Genomic DNA, 15825 nt, shown 5'->3' with positions numbered 1-15825 from the left:
AAGTCGAGAGTGGGGGAGTCGTTGACCGACGACAACGCCGCAGATGGGCGTGCCAAGCCCCGCGTCCGCGGCATGATCCGCCGGACAGGCCCTAGTGTGATGCGCCAGAAATTGCGGGCTTAAGTCTGTAGGCTGTTTTCATGTCGCATCGGGGTCCGCGTGCTGTCGAGGTCGTGCTGTCCGAGGAGGAGTGCGCTGAGTTGTCGCGTTGGGCGGGTGGTGGGGCGGGATCTCGTTCGGCCGAGCGCGCTCGGATCGTCCTGTCTTGTGCGGATGGCGCGTCAAGTTCCCAGGTGGCGGCGGACTTGGGCGTGAACGTGGCGACGGTGCGCAAGTGGCGCTCCCGGTTCGCGGCTCACCGGCTGGCAGGTCTGGCCGACGAGCCGCGGCCGGGCCGGCGCAAGCCGGACCTGGTCCTCACCGAGGCTGAGCGCGCGGAGCTGACGCGCTGGGCGCGGCGGGCGAAGACCGCGCAGTTCCTGGCGCTGCGGGCGAGAATCGTGCTGCGGTGCGCGGAAGGTGGGACGAACAAGGAGATCGCTGCCGAGCTCGGTGTCTCGCACGGAACGGTGAACCGCTGGCGGTCGAGGTTCATCCGCCTGCGGCTGGACGGGCTGACCGACGAGCCGCGTCCCGGCAGGCCGCCCTCAATCCGTCTGGACCAGGTCGAGGACGTGCTCACGGCGACGCTGGAGTCCACCCCGGGCAAAGACACCCACTGGTCGCGGGCCTCGATGGCCAAGCACTCCGGACTGTCGAAGTCCACCGTCGGGCGGATCTGGAAGAAGTTCGACCTCAAGCCCCATCTCCAGGACGCGTTCAAGCTCTCCACCGACCCACAGTTCATCGCGAAGGTCGTCGACGTCGTCGGCCTGTACCACCATCCGCCCGAGAAGGCGGTCGTGCTGTGCGTGGACGAGAAAAGCCAGATCCAGGCGCTGGACCGGTCCCAGCCCGTACTGCCGATGATGCCCGGCATGCCCGAGCGGCGAACCCACGACTACTACCGGCACGGCATTACCAGCCTGTTCGCCGCCTTCAACATCGCCGACGGCAGCGTCATATCGCAGCTGCACCGCCGCCACCGGGCCATCGAGTTCAAGAAGTTCCTGGTCACGATCGACAAGGCGGTGCCCGCCGGTCTCGACGTCCATCTGGTCTGTGACAATTACGCCACCCACAACACCGCCGAGATCAGGACGTGGCTGGGAAAACACCCCCGCTTCCACGTCCACTTCACCCCCACCGGCTCCTCCTGGATGAACCAGGTCGAGCGTTGGTTCGGCCTGTTGACAGACAAGCTCATCCGCCGCGGCGTGCACACCTCCGTGAAGGCCCTGGAGCAAGACATCAGGGCCTGGATCGACGGATGGAACGAGAACCCCAAGCCCTTCACCTGGACCAAGACCGCCGACGAAATCCTCAACTCCCTCGCCGACTACCTCACCAAAATCAACCCACCGACCACCGAAACCTGAAACAGACTTAAGCCTGCAATTTCTGGCGCATCACACTAGGCGGGCCTGGACACGACGAAGGGGGCGGTCTCCCGCGCGGGAGACCGCCCCCTTCGTACCTGCCCTCAGGCTCTCCGCTTGGTGCCGCCCCGCAGGGCCATGTACGCCCTGTCACCGAGGAAGACGATGATGATCGCCGCCACGAGCTGGAAGGCATGGCGGCTCCAGTCGATTCCTCGGGTCTCGGCGACGCCGAGACCCTCGGCGATGGCGTTGCCGGCGATGGCTCCGAGGATGCCGAAGACAGTGGTCAGCCAGAGCGGGCTGTGCTGCTTGCCCGGCAGGATCGCCTTGGCCAGCAGGCCGAGTACGAATCCCACGATGATCGCCCACAACCAGCCCATGTCTGCCTCCTAGTACGGCTCTACGTGAGCATTACGCCCAGTGTCGGCCTGTCCTCCATACGCCGCATGTCGGGCGTGGCCATACGCGGTACGACGCATCATGTCCCCCCTGACAGCAGTCGACCCGGTCTCGAATGCGGCGCAGCCGCGGCGTAACGTGGAACCTGTTCGGGCCTGCTTCCCTGACCGGCTTCGGACCGGGTACGGGCCGGGGAGAGGCCGACACAGGCAGGTGGTGGAACGTGATGCGGAAGCAGAGCAAAAGCCAGGTCTTCCGGATCACCGGGGCCAGGCAGGGGCTTGACGAGGACGTCCGCCGCAGGCAGCGCCGCTACGTCATCTCGATGTCCGTGCGCACGGTCTCCGTGATCCTCGCCGCGACCCTCTGGAACGTCGAACGCCACGTCGCGCTCGTCGCGCTGGTCCTCGGGATCCTCCTCCCCTACATCGCCGTGGTGATCGCCAACGCCGGCCGCGAGAACGCGCCGTCGCTTCCCTCGACGTTCATCGATGTCCCCCGCCCTCCCATGATCGCGCCGCCACGGCCGGACGACTTCGCGGAATCCGTCCAGGAGGACTTCGTGACCGACCCGGGGGCGCGGCTGCGGGGCGAGCCGCAGGAGCGGACCTGACCCCGATCGGGCCTTGACCTGACCATCGAGGGACCTCGGAAAACGGAATCCAATGGCTCGCCAAGCTCAAGAAAAGCTCAGATCAATCATGTTGTTCCGGTGCCGGGCGGCGGCCCACCCGTGACATACTTCGTACGCGCTCCGCATCCCCCGTCGGAGCGACAGACCGACGCCGGGCAGCTCCCCCCGTGGCTGCTCGGCGTCGCCTTTTCCGAGCCGTCCAGGGTTGAAGAGGCGTCTAGGGTTGAGGAGTGAACTTCCCGCTCTTCCCCGATACGTCTTCCGCCCCCACCACTCCGCAGTGCTCGGCCAAGGGCTGTCGCGCCGACGCCGTTTGGGTGCTTGCCTGGAACAACCCGAAGCTGCATACGCCGGAGCGGCGCAAGACGTGGCTCGCTTGCGAGGAGCATCGCGAGCACCTGTCGAAGTTCCTGGGTGTGCGGGGGTTTTTGAAGGATGTGGTCCGGCTGGAGGAGTGGGCGGAGCCTGCGGGATGAGCTGACCCCTTCGGGGCGCAGCCTCAGCCGCCGATCGCCGACATCGGCCTCTCCGGCTGCAGGAACGACGGGTCGTCCAGGCCCGAGCCCGCCTTCTTGCCCCACATCGCGAGGCGCCAGATGCGGGCGATCTCCTCGTCGGGGGCGTCCGCGCGGAGTGCCGCGCGCAGGTCGGTCTCCTCACTGGCGAACAGACACGTGCGTATCTGCCCGTCGGCCGTCAGGCGCGTGCGGTCGCAGGCCGCGCAGAACGGGCGGGTGACCGAGGCGATCACGCCGACGCGGTGCGGGCCGCCGTCCACGAGCCAGCGCTCGGCCGGGGCGGAACCCCGCTCGTCGGAGCCCTCCTCGGTGAGCTCGAAGCGGGTACGCAGTGAGGCGAGGATGTCGCCCGCGGTGACCATGCCCTCGCGCTTCCAGCCGTGCTGGGCGTCCAGGGGCATCTGCTCGATGAAGCGGAGCTCGTAGTCGTGCTCGACGGCCCAGGCGAGGAGGTCGGGGGCCTCGTCCTCGTTCAGCCCCGGCATCAGGACCGAGTTGACCTTGACCGGGTTCAGGCCTGCGTCGCGGGCGGCTTCGAGGCCCGCGATGACGTCCTTGTGCCGGTCGCGGCGGGTGAGGGTCTTGAAGGCTTCGGGGCGCAGGGTGTCCAGCGAGACGTTCACCCGGTCCAGGCCCGCCGCCTTCAGGGCGGTAGCCGTGCGCTTGAGGCCGATGCCGTTGGTGGTCAGGGACATCTGAGGGCGGGGGGTGAGCGCGGCGACCCGCTCCACGATGCCGACCAGGCCGGGGCGCAGCAGGGGCTCGCCGCCGGTGAAGCGGACCTCGGTGATGCCGAGGCTGGTGACCGCGATCTCTATCAGGCGCACGATCTCGTCGTCCGTGAGCAGGTCGGGCTTGGCCAGCCACTGCAGGCCCTCCTCGGGCATGCAGTACGTGCATCTCAGATTGCACCGGTCGGTGAGCGAGACGCGCAGGTCGGTGGCCACTCGGCCGTAGGTGTCGATGAGCACGTGGGCCCCCTCCCTCGATGCGGATCACTGCCAGACACGATCGAGCCTACGTGACGGGACCGACATCGAGAGCGGCCGGATCCCACGAGGTACGACGCGGCCGCGTCGTAGGGATCTACGACGCGGCCGTGAGCGGTGACGAGTCAGTGCGCTCCGGTGCCCGTGAGGGACCGCACCTCCAGCTCGGCGTACTTGCCGGTGTCCGGTTCCTCCTTGGACAGGATCGTGCCCAGCCAGCCCAGCAGGAAGCCGACCGGGATCGAGATGATGCCCGGGTTCTCCAGCGGGAACCAGTGGAAGTCGACGTCCGGGAACATCGAGGTGGCCTTGCCCGAGACCACCGGCGAGAACAGCACCAGGCCGACCGCCGTGGTCAGTCCGCCGTAGATCGACCAGAGCGCGCCCTGGGTGGTGAACCGCTTCCAGAAGAGGCTGTAGAGGATCGTCGGCAGGTTGGCGGAGGCGGCGACCGCGAAGGCGAGCGCGACCAGACCGGCCACGTTCAGGTCGCGTGCGAGGGCGCCGAGGCCGATGGAGACGATACCGATGGCGACCGTCGCGTAGCGGGCGGCGTTGACCTCTTCCTTCTCGGTGGCCTGGCCCTTCCTGATGACGTTCGCGTAGATGTCGTGCGCGAAGGAGGAGGACGAGGCCAGCGTGAGACCGGCGACGACCGCGAGGATCGTGGCGAAGGCGACCGCCGAGATGGTGGCGAGCAGGATCGCGCCCCAGGCCGAGTCGACACCGCCGAGGTGCAGCGCGAGCAGCGGGGCCGCCGTGTTGCCCGCCTTGTTGGAGGCGATGATCTCGTCCTGCGAGATGAGGGCGGCCGCTCCGAAGCCGAGCGCGATGGTCATCAGGTAGAAGCCGCCGATGATGCCGATCGCCCAGTTCACGGACTTCCGCGCGGCCTTGGCGTTCGGCACCGTGTAGAAGCGGATCAGGATGTGCGGCAGGCCCGCGGTGCCGAGGACCAGCGCGATGCCCAGCGAGATGAAGTCGATCTTCGAGGTGGTCGTGAGGCCGTACTTCAGACCCGGTTCCAGGAAGGCCGAACCCTTGCCGCTGTTCTCCGCCGCCGAGCCGAGCAGGTCGGAGATGTTGAAGTTGAACTTGAGCAGCACCAGGAAGGTGATGAGCAGGGTGCCGCCGATGAGCAGGACGGCCTTGACCATCTGGACCCAGGTGGTGCCCTTCATGCCGCCGATCGTCACGTACACGATCATCAGGATGCCGACGAGCGCCACGATGCCGACCTTGCCGGCGTCGCTGGTGATGCCGAGCAGCAGCGAGACGAGGACGCCCGCGCCCGCCATCTGGGCCAGCAGATAGAAGATCGACACGACGATCGTGGAGGTTCCGGCCGCCGTACGGACCGGGCGCTGGCGCATGCGGTACGCGAGGACGTCGCCCATCGTGTAACGGCCGGAGTTGCGCAGTGGCTCGGCAACCAGCAGCAGCGCCACCAGCCAGGCGACGAGGAAGCCGATCGAGTAGAGGAAGCCGTCGTAGCCGAAGAGGGCGATGGCGCCGGCGATGCCGAGGAAGGACGCCGCGGACATGTAGTCGCCGGAGACGGCGAGCCCGTTCTGGAAGGCGCTGAACTGGCGCCCGCCCGCGTAGAAGTCGGCCGCGTCCTTGGTCTGGCGGCCCGCCCAGACGGTGATGACGAGGGTCGCGACGACGAACACCGCGAACAGGGAGATGATCAGCGGTCGGTGTTCGCTTGCTTCACCGGCCGCGAGAACGATCGAGGGGCTCATGCGCCGCCCTCCATCCGGGACTTGATGGCTTCGGCCTTGGGGTCGAGATTCGCGGCGGCGTGCCGCGAATACCACCAGGCGATGAGGAATGTGGTGAGGAACTGGGCGAGACCCAGCACCAGGGCGACATTGACGTTGCCGAACAGCTTGGTGCCCATGAAGTCGCCCGCGTAGTTGGAGAGCAGGACGTAGAGCAGGTACCAGGCGATGAAGGCGACGGTCAGCGGAAAGGCGAAGGAGCGGTAGGAACGGCGTAGTTCACCGAACTCCGCGCTCTCCTGCACCTCGACGAACTCCTCGGTCGAGGGGAGCTGGGGATCTGTCTTCGAGGGGGGCGGTGCGTCGGTAGCCACGGAGTCTCCTGGCGTTGCGGGTGCGGTTGCGACGGTGGACGGGGGCGAGTGGGGGTTCGCGGACCGGGACGGGTTGGGTACGGGCATGGCGTTCTGACCTCACGGCGACACGGATCACGTTGACCGGACGGCGAGGGTGTGCCCCGGGCGTGATCCAACAGGGGGCTCGATCGTGCTCGTGCTCCCTGCTCAACGTCACGGCGCCACGCATGGACCGGTTCAACTCCGGGGACTTCTTTCGGAAGTCGTCTCCGGCTTCTTGGGAAGTCATCTCCGGAAGGCGTTGCTGGCCAGGTCGGCCGGGAGATAGCTTCGGCCTGCACTACTCGTCATGCACCTGCCCGAGCACCACCTGTGTTCGGGCCGCTTTCGTTCCGGATGATGTGGAGATCCCATGGCTCATCTGCGCTCCAGACGTCGGCTCGCCCTCGCGGTGCCGGTCGTCCTGTCGCTCACCGCCTCGCTCGGTTTCCTGCCGGGCGCCGCGTCGGCCGCACCACTCACCGCGTCCGCCACCCCGAGCGCGGACGGCCCCGATCTGGCCTACGTGGTCAACACCAAGACGGACCGTCACACGATCGGCTCAGTGGAGAAGGCGATCGCCGCGGCCGGCGGCACCGTCGTGATCTCGTACGAGAAGATCGGTGTGATCGTCGTCCACTCGGCCAACCCCGACTTCGGCCGGCAGATCCGCGCCGTACGCGGGGTGCAGTCGGCGGGTGCGACGCGGACGGCGCCGCTGACGCCCTCGGGGACGACGGATGAGGGCACCGCGCAAGTGCTGTCGGCCACGCAGGCCGCCGAGGTCGCGAAGAGCGCCACCGCCGGCGAGGAGCCTCTCGAGGCCGACCAGTGGGACCTGCGCGCGATCGGCGCCGACAAGGCCGCGAAGATCAACCCGGGCAGCAGGAACGTGACGGTCGCCGTGATCGACACCGGCGTCGACGACACCCACCCGGACATCGCCCCGAACTTCTCCCCCTCGCAGTCCGCGAACTGTGTGGGCGGCAAGCCGGACACCACGTACGGCGCCTGGCGCCCCGTGGACGCCGACCACTACCACGGCACGCATGTCGCGGGCGAGATCGCCGCGGCCCGCAACGGGGTCGGCGTCGCGGGCGTCGCGCCCGGCGTGAAGGTCTCGGGCATCACGGTGGCCGAGCCGGACGCGGGCCAGCTCTTCTTCCCGGAGAGCGTCGTCTGCGCCTTCGTGTTCGCCGCGGACCATGGCGTGGAGATCACCAACAACAGCTACTACGTGGACCCGTGGCTCTACAACTGCCTGGACGACCCCGACCAGCGGGCCATCGTCGACGCGGTGAACCGGGCCCAGCTGTACGCCCAGAAGAAGGGCGCCCTCAACGTGGCCGCGGCGGGCAACTCCAACCACGACCTCGACGCGGACGCCATCGTGGACGACTCCAGCCCCGACGACTCGACCCCCGTGACCCGGACGATCGACCCGCACACGTGCTTCGACGTACCGACCCAGCTGCCGGGCGTCGTCACGGTGAGCGCGACCGGCGTCACGAGCGCCAAGTCGTACTACTCCAGCTACGGCAAGGGTGTCATCGACGTCGCGGCACCCGGCGGCGACCGGTACAAGATCCCGGACACGCCGTCGCAGAACGGTCGCATCCTGTCCACCCTGCCGAACAACCAGTACGGCTTCCTCCAAGGTACGTCGATGGCGACGCCGCACGTCGCGGGCGTGGCCGCGCTGCTGAAGTCCAAGTACCGGTGGGCCACCCCCGCCCAGCTCCAGGCGCTTCTGAAGGCCGAGGCGGACAACCCGGGTTGCCCGAGCGAGCCGTACGACGGGAACGGAGACGGTGTCGTGGACGCCACCTGCGAGGGCGGCAAGCGCCTCAACGGCTTCTACGGATCCGGGATCGTCAACGCGCTGCGGGCGGTCAAGTAACCACGGTTCGAGTGACCACGGTTCAGGTAACCACGGTTCAAGTGACCACACTTGTCCACCCTTGAGCTTCCGCACGGCTCGTACAGCTCGTACCGCGAACGAACTGGAGACTTCATGACCGCGCCTCGTATGCGCTCCCGTCGCGCCATAGCCATCCCGCTGGGGATGGCCACGGCGACGGCTCTCGCCTTCCTGCCGAACGTCAGCGCCTCGGCAGCTCAGGCACCCGGGCAGGTCGCCACCGACGCGACCTCCCTCAGCTACATCGTCAACGTCCGTCCCGGGCACGGCACTTCCTCCTCCGTCAAGAAGGCCGTCACCGCGGCGGGCGGCACGATCGTGACGTCGTACGACCGGATCGGCGTGATCGTCGTCCACTCCTCGAACACCGACTTCGCCAAGACGATCCGTGGCGTCCGCGGGGTGCAGTCGGCCGGTGCCACCCGCAACGCGCCGCTGCCCGCGCAGTCGACCACCGACGTGGGTACGCCCCAGGTGCTCAGCGCGCAGCAGGAGCAGGCCGCGAGCGCCGAAGCCGCCGCCGGGCAGGACCCGTTGGAGCCCCTGCAGTGGGACCTGCCCGCCATCAAGGCGGACAAGGCGCACGAGAAGACGCTCGGCAGCGACAAGGTCACCGTCGCCGTGATCGACACCGGCGTCGACGACACGCACCCCGACATCGCTCCGAACTTCGACCGGGACGCGTCGGTCAACTGCGTGACGGGCAAGCCGGACACGACCGACGGGGCCTGGCGGCCGAGTGCGGCGGAGAGCCCGCACGGCACGCATGTCGCGGGCGAGATCGCGGGCGCCAAGAACGGGGTCGGCATCACCGGTGTCGCGCCCGGCGTGAAGGTCGCCGGCATCAAGGTGTCCACGACGGCCGGCTACTTCTACACGGAGGCGGTCGTCTGCGGCTTCGTATGGGCCGCCGAGCACGGCGTCGACGTCACCAACAACAGCTATTACACCGACCCCTGGTACTTCAACTGCAAGGACGACCCGGACCAGAGGGCCCTCGTCGACGCGATCACCCGCGCCTCGCAGTACGCCGAGAAGAAGGGCACGGTCAACGTCGCGGCGGCGGGCAACGAGAACTACGACCTGGCGGCCGACTCGATCACCGACCCGGTCTCCCCGAATGACGCGACACCTTCGGACCGGGTCATCGACCCCTCCGAGTGCTACGACATCCCCACCCAGTTGCCGGGTGTGGTCACCGTGGCCGCGACGGGCGCGAAGGGCCTCAAGTCGTCGTTCTCCAACCACGGCCTGGGCATCATCGACATCGCCGCGCCCGGCGGCGACTCGACGCGCTACCAGACCCCGGCCCCGCCCGCCACCAGCGGCCTGATCCTCGGCCCGCTCCCCGGCGGCGGGTGGGGCTACATGGCCGGTACGTCGATGGCGTCCCCGCACGTCGCCGGTGTCGCCGCGCTCATCAAGTCGACCCACCCGCACGCCCCCGCCGCCCTGGTGAAGGCGCTGCTGTACGCCGAGGCCGACGCCACCCCGTGCACCGATCCGTACGACATCGACGGCGACGGCAAGATCGACGCGGTCTGCGAGGGCACCAAGAACCGCAACGGCTTCTACGGCTGGGGCACCGCTGACGCGCTGGACGCGGTGACGAAGTAACTCCCGTGCAACTCCCGTGAGCGGGTGGGGCCGGGTGATCACCGAAGCCCGTCCCCACCCGCCATGTTGACTCAGCACACCCGGCATAGTGCTTGTATGACGCAATCAGCTGCTGGTGCGGAGACGGAGTTCGTGTGGGCGGCGCTGGGCGGGGACCCCGCGCTTCTGCCCCGGGTGTCGACGGTCGCACGGCCGGGCGCACTGGACGCCCGACTGCCCGTACGGCAGTTGGCGCGGGCGTGCGTCGGGGCGTGCGCTCTCACGGGCGCCGAGCTGGCCGCCCTTCGCTCCGGGCGGGACGTGCCCGAGGTGCGGGTCGACGACGGGTCCGTGGCCACGGCGTTCGTGAGCGAGCGGCACCTGTTGGTCGATGGACGGGCGCCCGTCAACTTCGCGCCGCTGTCCCGGTTCTGGCGGACCGCCGACGGCGGGGTGCGGACGCACGCGAACTATCCCCACCATCGGGCACGGCTGCTGAGCGCGCTGGGGCTGCCCGGCGACGCGTCGGTGGACAGTGTCGCCGCTCATCTCGCGGAGCGGTCCGCCGTGGACGTGGAGGACACCGTGTACGCGGCCGGTGGCCTCGCCGTCGCCCTGCGTACGGCGAAGGAGTGGGCGGCGCACGAGCAGGGCGCGGCGGTGGCGCAGAGGCCGCTGCTGACCTCGGAGCGGATCGGCGACGCGCCGGTACGTGCGCTCGCGCCGCTCGCCGGTGCCCCACTGCTGCCCGCGGCGGGCGTCCGCGTCCTGGACCTCACGCGGGTCATCGCGGGCCCGGTCGCCACCCGCACGCTCGCCCTGCTGGGGGCCGACGTCCTGCGCCTGGACGCACCGCGGCTTCCCGAACTCCCCGACCAGCACGCCGACACCGGGTTCGCAAAGCGGTCCACCACTCTCGACCTGGCGACCGACCGGCGCGCCTTCGAGGAACTGCTCGCCGAGGCCGATGTCGTGGTCACCGGGTACCGGCCCGGGGCGCTGGACCGGTTCGGGCTCACGCCTCGGGCGCTGGCCGAGCGGCGGCCCGGGCTGGTGGTGGCGCAGTTGTCGGCGTGGGGCGGGTACGGGCCGTGGGCCGGGCGGCGGGGCTTCGACAGTCTGGTGCAGGTCGCCACCGGGATCGCGGAGATCGAGGGTTCGGCGGAGCGGCCCGGCGCGCTGCCCGCGCAGGCCCTCGACCACGGCACGGGGTATCTGCTCGCGGCCGCCGTGCTCCGGTCGCTCACCGAACAAGCGGAGGAGGGTGGGACACGGCTCGTGCGGCTGGCACTGGCCCAGACGGCGACGTGGCTGATGAACGGGCTTGTGCGGGAGAGGAGTTCGGCGGGGGCCGCGTACACACCGGACCCCTGGCTCGCCGAGCGGGACAGTGCTCTGGGGCGGCTGCGGTACGCCCTGCCGCCGGTCTCCTTCACAAACGGGCCGGAGGACTGGTCACGGCCGCCGAGCCCGTGGGGGACCGATTCCGCCCGGTGGGCCTGAGTCCCGGGCCGGTCGGATACGTACCTATGGGCGGAATACCGTCCTGCCAGTTGTTTCACCGTGCTTGCCCGGATCTGTGTCGACTGGTGAAGTCTTGAGGTGACGTTGATACGACCGAGAGCCGAGGTGGCCGACGCGAGTGGCCCGGGGCGGCGGCCCGCCGTCGGACGGGCCTTCGCCGTGCTCGCCCTGGTGGCCGTGGCCGCGCTGATCCCGCTGCTCGGTCCACGTGCCGCGCTGTCCGACACCGGCGAGGCCGCGGCTCCCGGAGTCGGCGGCATCGCCCTGCTGCGTGCGGTCCTGTTCGCGGCGCTGTGCGTCCCGGTCGGCGAGGTGTTCGCGACGCGGCTGGCCCGCCGGGTGCCGGGCGCGCCCCTGGAGGAGGTGCCTCGCAGCTGGGCGGCCTATGCCGCCGCGGCCGGCTTCGTCGCCGCGCTGGGGCTCGCCTCGGTCGTGGCCACCGGCAATCTGCTGCCGCACCACCTCTCCGACATGGACATCGGCGGGCTCTACCGGACCCGGGACGGCAAGCTCGCGCTCCTGGAGGTCAACGCGTTCGCCGTGGCCGGACTGTGCGCCCGCTCACGTCGACCGGCCACCCAGGTGTGGCCGCTGGCCGCGGTGGCCGTCGCGGAGGCGCTGCGCGCCCACCCCGCGACGGAACAGGGCCCGCTCGTCGGCTCCGGCCTGACACTCGTCCATGTGACGTGCGCGGCGCTGTGGGTGGGCGGTCTGCTGCACGTCCTGCGGATGGTGCGGAAGTGGCGCACTTCGGAGGCGGGTGGGGCGCTGCTCGGCCTCTACGCGCGCGTGGCGGCCGTCCTGTTCGCGGCGGTCACCGCGACGGGTGTCTGGAGCGGGCTGCGCCGGATGCCGTCCGGCACGGTCCTGGACCAGCTGACGGACACGTCGTACGGGCGCACCCTGCTGGCCAAGCTGGTGCTGGTGGCCGCCGTCGCCGTGCTGGCGCTGCTCGCGCGGCTGCGGTTGCGCCGGACCACGGACCGGCTCAGTGCCTGCGTGCCCGCGCGCGCGGAGGTGGTGGCACTGGGCCTGGTCGTGGCGGTGTCGGGGCTTCTGACGGCGCTGCCGCTGCCGATCAGGTGGTGACCCTCGGTCGGCAGCCTCAATCGGCAGCCTCTGTTGGCGATCTCAGTGGCGATCTCAGTTGGCGACGAGGACCTTGAGGGCCGTGCGCTCGTCCATGGCCTTGTAGCCCTCCGGCACGCCTTCGAGTCCGACGGTCCGGTCGAAGACGGGCGACGGGTCGATGGTCCCGTCGAGGACGTCGGGCAGCAGCTCCGGGATGTAGGCGCGCACGGGCGCGACACCGCCGCGCAGCGCGATGTTCCGGTCGAACATCACCCCGAGGTCGAGACCCGTACCGCTGCCGTGCGGCACCCCGACGAAGCCGATGGCGCCGCCGTCGCGGCTGATGTTCACGGCCGTCCGCATGGACTGCTCGGTGCCGACCGCCTCGACGACGGCGTGTGCGCCCTGGCCCCGGGTCAGCTCGCGCACGGCCTCGACGGCCGCCTCGCCGCGCTCGGCGACGATGTCGGTGGCGCCGAATCGGCGCGCGATGTCCGTACGCGTCTGGTGGCGTCCGAGCGCGATGATCCGCTCGGCGCCGAGCCGCTTGGCTGCCAGCACGGCACACAGCCCGACGGCTCCGTCTCCGACGACGGCGACGGTGGTGCCCTTCCGAGCCCCCGCGCCGAGGGCCGCGTGGTGGCCCGTGCCCATGACGTCGGACAGCGTCAGCAGCGCCGACAGCAGGTGGTCGTCGGAGGCCGCCTCCTTGGGCAGCTGCACGAGGGTTCCGTCGGCGAAGGGCACGCGCACAGCCTCGCCCTGCCCGCCGTCGTACCCCACGGAGCCCCAGAAGCCGCCGTGCTGGCACGAGGTGGTGAGTCCCTCACGGCAGTAGTCGCAGACACCGTCGGACCACATGAAGGGCGCGACCACCAGGTCACCGCGTCGGACGCCGGTCACGTCGGAGCCGGTCTCCTCGACGATGCCGAGAAACTCGTGCCCGATCCGCTGCCCCGGCTGTCGCGCCGCCTCACCGCGGTACGCCCACAGGTCGCTGCCGCAGATGCAGGACCGCAGCACCCGGACGACCGCGTCGGTGGGCAGCCGCACCACGGGCTCGGGCACGTCCTCCACGCGCATGTCGTACGGGGCGTGGATGGTGGTGGCGCGCATGGCGAGGGTCCTTCTCGTGCGGGGCGTCGATGGGTGCGCTCAGGGGGTGGTTGAGCGCATCTCACCGTACGCCGCCGCGGGCGCGGGTCGCTCGCCGAGGGTGCCCAGCGCCCCGCGGACCAGCAGGAACTGGGCGGCGGCGTACGTGAGCATGATCCAGAAGTCCGGCCTCGGCAGCTGTGGCCAGGTGGCGACGCCGGTGGCGATGAGCGTGTCCGAGACCATGAAGAGGGCGCCGCCGAGCCCTGCCACGGGCCCGAGCCGCGTGGCCCCGTACGCCATCGCCGTCAGCAGCAGGCTGTAGCCCGCGACGGGGACGCGGAGACCGGCGGGCAGGTCGGGCCACAGGAGGGTGACGGTGGCGACGAGGGCGACCGCATACCCGCCGGCGAGCCAGGCTCCACGCGCGCGTGGAGTGCTCTTTTCGACCGGCTTCTCGACGAGTTCGAGGGGCTTCCTGAAGAGCAGGAGGTAGCAGACATGCCCGGCAGCGAAGGAGGCCATCCCCACGAGGAAGGCCGGGTCGGCGTCGGAGAGGAGCAGGACGTCGCCGCCCCAGCCGCAGAGCAGCGCGGCGACCAGCAGGCGCGGGCCACCGCGTACAGCCACGTGGGCGGCGAGGAGAGGCATCAGGAGCGGTTTGGCGACCATGTGCCCGGCGTCGAACCCGACGGCGAGCGAGACGAGGTCCGCAACCGTCGCGACACCGAAGGAGACAAGCAGCACGCGCGCGTGGCGTTCGCTCACGCGACGCGCTCCGTGACCGACGTCTTCGCGGCGGCCACCGGCGTGGGCTGCCAGCCGGGCCCCCTGAACACCCGCCCCGCCCGCTCGCGCCAACTCGTCGCCGCCTTCAGGTCCCTGGCGATGGCGGCGTACTCATGGGTGGCGACGCGCAGGGGGTTGTACGTGGCGATGTTCTTGGTGAGCCCGTAGACGGGGCGCTCGGTCTCCGGGACGAACGATCCGAAGAGCCGGTCCCAGACAATGAGGATCCCGCCGAAGTTGCGGTCCAGATAGCCGCCCTGGGAGGCGTGGTGGACGCGGTGGTGGGACGGAGTGTTGAAGACGAACTCGAAGGCGCGGGGCAGTTTGTCGATGCGCTCGGTGTGGATCCAGAACTGGTACACGAGGTTCGCGGACGAGCAGAACGCGAGTGCGGCGGGGTGCACGCCCAGGGCGATGAGCGGCACGTAGAAGGGCCAGACCGTCCAGGTCGTCCAGGGCTGGCGCAGCGCGGTGGTGAGGTTGAACTTCCGGCTGGAGTGGTGGACCACGTGGCAGGCCCAGAGGATGCGGATCACGTGGTGTCCGCGGTGGGACCAGTAGTAGAAGAAGTCCTGCGCGAGCAGCATCAGCGGGATCGTCCACCACAGGACGGGCACTCTGAGAGGGGTCAGTTCGTGGATCGCCGTGTAGACGGCGACGATCGGGATCTTCCACAGGAAGTCGAAGGCGAGACTGCCCAGTCCCATGCCGAGGCTCGTCGCGGCGTCCTTCGTCTCATAGCCCGCGGCAGCCCCTTCGGCGGCTGGGTGGATCCTGACGCTCACCATCTCGATCACGGTGAGCAGCACGAAGGCGGGTATCGACCAGACCACGACATCGGGGAGGTTCGGCATGGATGCACCGTAGAACCGCTGGTCCGCTGCGGCTAGAGGTTGTTACCCACAAGTATTGCCGGCGGTACGCGCTTGCTTCTTGGCGATCTCCGCCAACCTCAGGGGCACGCTTGCGCGGTGCGTTCACGCCCCCGCCGCCCCCAGCAGGGCCCCCGCCCCGTACGTCACCACCATCGCCAGCGCTCCCCCGGCCACGTTCCGCAGCACCGCCCGCCTCGCCTCCGCCGCCCCCAACCGCGCGCTGCTCCACCCCGTGAGGACGAGCGCGGCCAGCACCGAGACGACCGTGACCCACAGCCGCCAGTCCGCCGGCGGCAGCACGATCGCCAGCAACGGCAGCAACGCCCCCACGGTGAACGCGAGGAAACTCGCCCCCGCCGCGTTCCACGGGCTGGTGAGTGCGTCGGGGTCGATGCCGAGCTCCACGCGCGCGTGAGCCTTCAACGCGTCGCGTTCGGTCAGCTGAACCGCTGCCTCATGAGCCACCTCCCGCGACAGGCCCCGCCCCTGAAGCAACTCCGTCAGCTCCTCCAGCTCGGCCTCCGGCTGCTCCTTGAGCTCCCGTTTCTCCGTCGCGAGGGCGGCCAACTCCGAGTCCCGCTGGGTGGAGACGGACACGTACTCGCCCGACGCCATCGACATGGATCCGGCCAGCAGCCCGGCCAGGCCGGCCGTCAGCAGGGTCGAGCGGTCGTCCGTCGCTCCGGCCACGCCGACGACGAGACCCGCGGTCGACACGATGCCGTCGTTCGCGCCCAGGACCGCCGCCCGGAGCCAGTTCAGCCGGGACCCCAGCGCCTCGCCGTGAGCCTCGTCGTGCGTGGGTTCGGTCACC

Annotated in this window: 15 protein-coding genes; 7 read left to right on the top strand and 8 right to left on the bottom strand. The window is 69.9% G+C overall.

Features of this window, described 5'->3' with window-relative positions; all coding sequences use genetic code 11:
* Positions 1–140: 140 nt before the first annotated feature.
* Positions 141–1478 carry an IS630 family transposase gene (locus AB0D57_RS38375; RefSeq protein WP_362084476.1) on the top strand — a complete coding sequence of 446 codons (1338 nt, stop codon included), beginning with the start codon at positions 141–143 and terminating at the stop codon, positions 1476–1478.
* Positions 1479–1582: 104 nt separating this feature from the next.
* Here the strand turns inward: AB0D57_RS38375 and AB0D57_RS38370 are convergent, their stop codons facing one another.
* Positions 1583–1861, bottom strand: a complete 279-nt coding sequence (locus AB0D57_RS38370) for a GlsB/YeaQ/YmgE family stress response membrane protein (RefSeq protein WP_362084473.1) — start codon at positions 1859–1861, stop codon at positions 1583–1585.
* Between the two features lie 245 nt (positions 1862–2106).
* On the opposite strand from AB0D57_RS38370, the gene AB0D57_RS38365 reads away from it, so the two are divergent.
* Positions 2107–2493 carry a DUF3099 domain-containing protein gene (locus AB0D57_RS38365; RefSeq protein WP_362084470.1) on the top strand — a complete coding sequence of 129 codons (387 nt, stop codon included), beginning with the start codon at positions 2107–2109 and terminating at the stop codon, positions 2491–2493.
* Positions 2494–2744: 251 nt separating this feature from the next.
* Positions 2745–2990, top strand: coding sequence for a hypothetical protein (locus AB0D57_RS38360; RefSeq protein ID WP_362084467.1), 246 nt, complete (start codon positions 2745–2747; stop codon positions 2988–2990).
* Between the two features lie 23 nt (positions 2991–3013).
* Here AB0D57_RS38360 and moaA read toward each other — a convergent pair whose 3' ends face one another.
* The 3 genes from moaA to AB0D57_RS38345 form a co-directional block, all read right to left on the bottom strand.
* Positions 3014–4003 (bottom strand): GTP 3',8-cyclase MoaA, encoded by a 990-nt coding sequence (gene moaA, locus AB0D57_RS38355; protein WP_362084464.1) that lies wholly within the window; start codon positions 4001–4003, stop codon positions 3014–3016.
* A 143-nt stretch (positions 4004–4146) separates the two neighbouring features.
* Positions 4147–5766 (bottom strand): cation acetate symporter, encoded by a 1620-nt coding sequence (locus AB0D57_RS38350; RefSeq protein ID WP_362084461.1) that lies wholly within the window; start codon positions 5764–5766, stop codon positions 4147–4149.
* Positions 5763–6119, bottom strand: a complete 357-nt coding sequence (locus AB0D57_RS38345; RefSeq protein WP_362084458.1) for a DUF485 domain-containing protein — start codon at positions 6117–6119, stop codon at positions 5763–5765. Before AB0D57_RS38345 ends, AB0D57_RS38350 begins: the two co-directional genes overlap by 4 nt.
* A gap of 394 nt (positions 6120–6513) precedes the next feature.
* Between AB0D57_RS38345 and AB0D57_RS38340 the strand changes: the two genes are divergently transcribed.
* The 4 genes from AB0D57_RS38340 to AB0D57_RS38325 all read left to right on the top strand — a co-directional run bounded on the left by AB0D57_RS38340 (position 6514) and on the right by AB0D57_RS38325 (position 12270).
* Positions 6514–8040, top strand: coding sequence for a S8 family serine peptidase (locus AB0D57_RS38340; RefSeq protein WP_362084455.1), 1527 nt, complete (start codon positions 6514–6516; stop codon positions 8038–8040).
* A gap of 114 nt (positions 8041–8154) precedes the next feature.
* Positions 8155–9678 carry a S8 family serine peptidase gene (locus AB0D57_RS38335; protein WP_362084453.1) on the top strand — a complete coding sequence of 508 codons (1524 nt, stop codon included), beginning with the start codon at positions 8155–8157 and terminating at the stop codon, positions 9676–9678.
* A gap of 96 nt (positions 9679–9774) precedes the next feature.
* Positions 9775–11160, top strand: a complete 1386-nt coding sequence (locus tag AB0D57_RS38330; RefSeq protein ID WP_362084450.1) for a CoA transferase — start codon at positions 9775–9777, stop codon at positions 11158–11160.
* 99 nt (positions 11161–11259) lie between these two features.
* Positions 11260–12270: a CopD family protein gene (locus AB0D57_RS38325; protein WP_362084447.1), complete on the top strand. Its 1011-nt coding sequence runs from the start codon at positions 11260–11262 to the stop codon at positions 12268–12270.
* A gap of 54 nt (positions 12271–12324) precedes the next feature.
* On the opposite strand, the gene AB0D57_RS38320 is transcribed toward AB0D57_RS38325, so the two are convergent.
* From AB0D57_RS38320 to AB0D57_RS38305, 4 genes are all read right to left on the bottom strand, one after another.
* Positions 12325–13368, bottom strand: a complete 1044-nt coding sequence (locus AB0D57_RS38320) for a zinc-dependent alcohol dehydrogenase family protein (protein ID WP_362084444.1) — start codon at positions 13366–13368, stop codon at positions 12325–12327.
* A 39-nt stretch (positions 13369–13407) separates the two neighbouring features.
* Positions 13408–14115, bottom strand: a complete 708-nt coding sequence (locus AB0D57_RS38315; RefSeq protein ID WP_362084441.1) for a lysoplasmalogenase — start codon at positions 14113–14115, stop codon at positions 13408–13410.
* Positions 14112–14990: a sterol desaturase family protein gene (locus tag AB0D57_RS38310; protein ID WP_362084438.1), complete on the bottom strand. Its 879-nt coding sequence runs from the start codon at positions 14988–14990 to the stop codon at positions 14112–14114. The genes AB0D57_RS38315 and AB0D57_RS38310 overlap by 4 nt, the downstream gene beginning before the upstream one ends.
* A 123-nt stretch (positions 14991–15113) precedes the next feature.
* Positions 15114–15824, bottom strand: a complete 711-nt coding sequence (locus tag AB0D57_RS38305; protein WP_362084435.1) for a VIT family protein — start codon at positions 15822–15824, stop codon at positions 15114–15116.
* Position 15825: the final 1 nt, after the last annotated feature.

It is taken from the genome of Streptomyces sp. NPDC048275, from assembly GCF_040652275.1.
GTDB lineage: Bacteria > Actinomycetota > Actinomycetes > Streptomycetales > Streptomycetaceae > Streptomyces.
This window is presented reverse-complemented; position numbering and strand designations above follow the sequence as displayed.

Coding starts and splice junctions, on each gene's coding strand:
- AB0D57_RS38310 (WP_362084438.1), bottom strand. CDS start 14,990: ATGCCGAACCTCCCCGATGTCGTGGTCTGGTCGATACCCGCCTTCGTG.
- AB0D57_RS38375 (WP_362084476.1), top strand. CDS start 141: ATGTCGCATCGGGGTCCGCGTGCTGTCGAGGTCGTGCTGTCCGAGGAG.
- AB0D57_RS38330 (WP_362084450.1), top strand. CDS start 9,775: ATGACGCAATCAGCTGCTGGTGCGGAGACGGAGTTCGTGTGGGCGGCG.
- AB0D57_RS38370 (WP_362084473.1), bottom strand. CDS start 1,861: ATGGGCTGGTTGTGGGCGATCATCGTGGGATTCGTACTCGGCCTGCTG.
- AB0D57_RS38340 (WP_362084455.1), top strand. CDS start 6,514: ATGGCTCATCTGCGCTCCAGACGTCGGCTCGCCCTCGCGGTGCCGGTC.
- AB0D57_RS38365 (WP_362084470.1), top strand. CDS start 2,107: ATGCGGAAGCAGAGCAAAAGCCAGGTCTTCCGGATCACCGGGGCCAGG.
- AB0D57_RS38350 (WP_362084461.1), bottom strand. CDS start 5,766: ATGAGCCCCTCGATCGTTCTCGCGGCCGGTGAAGCAAGCGAACACCGA.
- AB0D57_RS38320 (WP_362084444.1), bottom strand. CDS start 13,368: ATGCGCGCCACCACCATCCACGCCCCGTACGACATGCGCGTGGAGGAC.
- AB0D57_RS38335 (WP_362084453.1), top strand. CDS start 8,155: ATGACCGCGCCTCGTATGCGCTCCCGTCGCGCCATAGCCATCCCGCTG.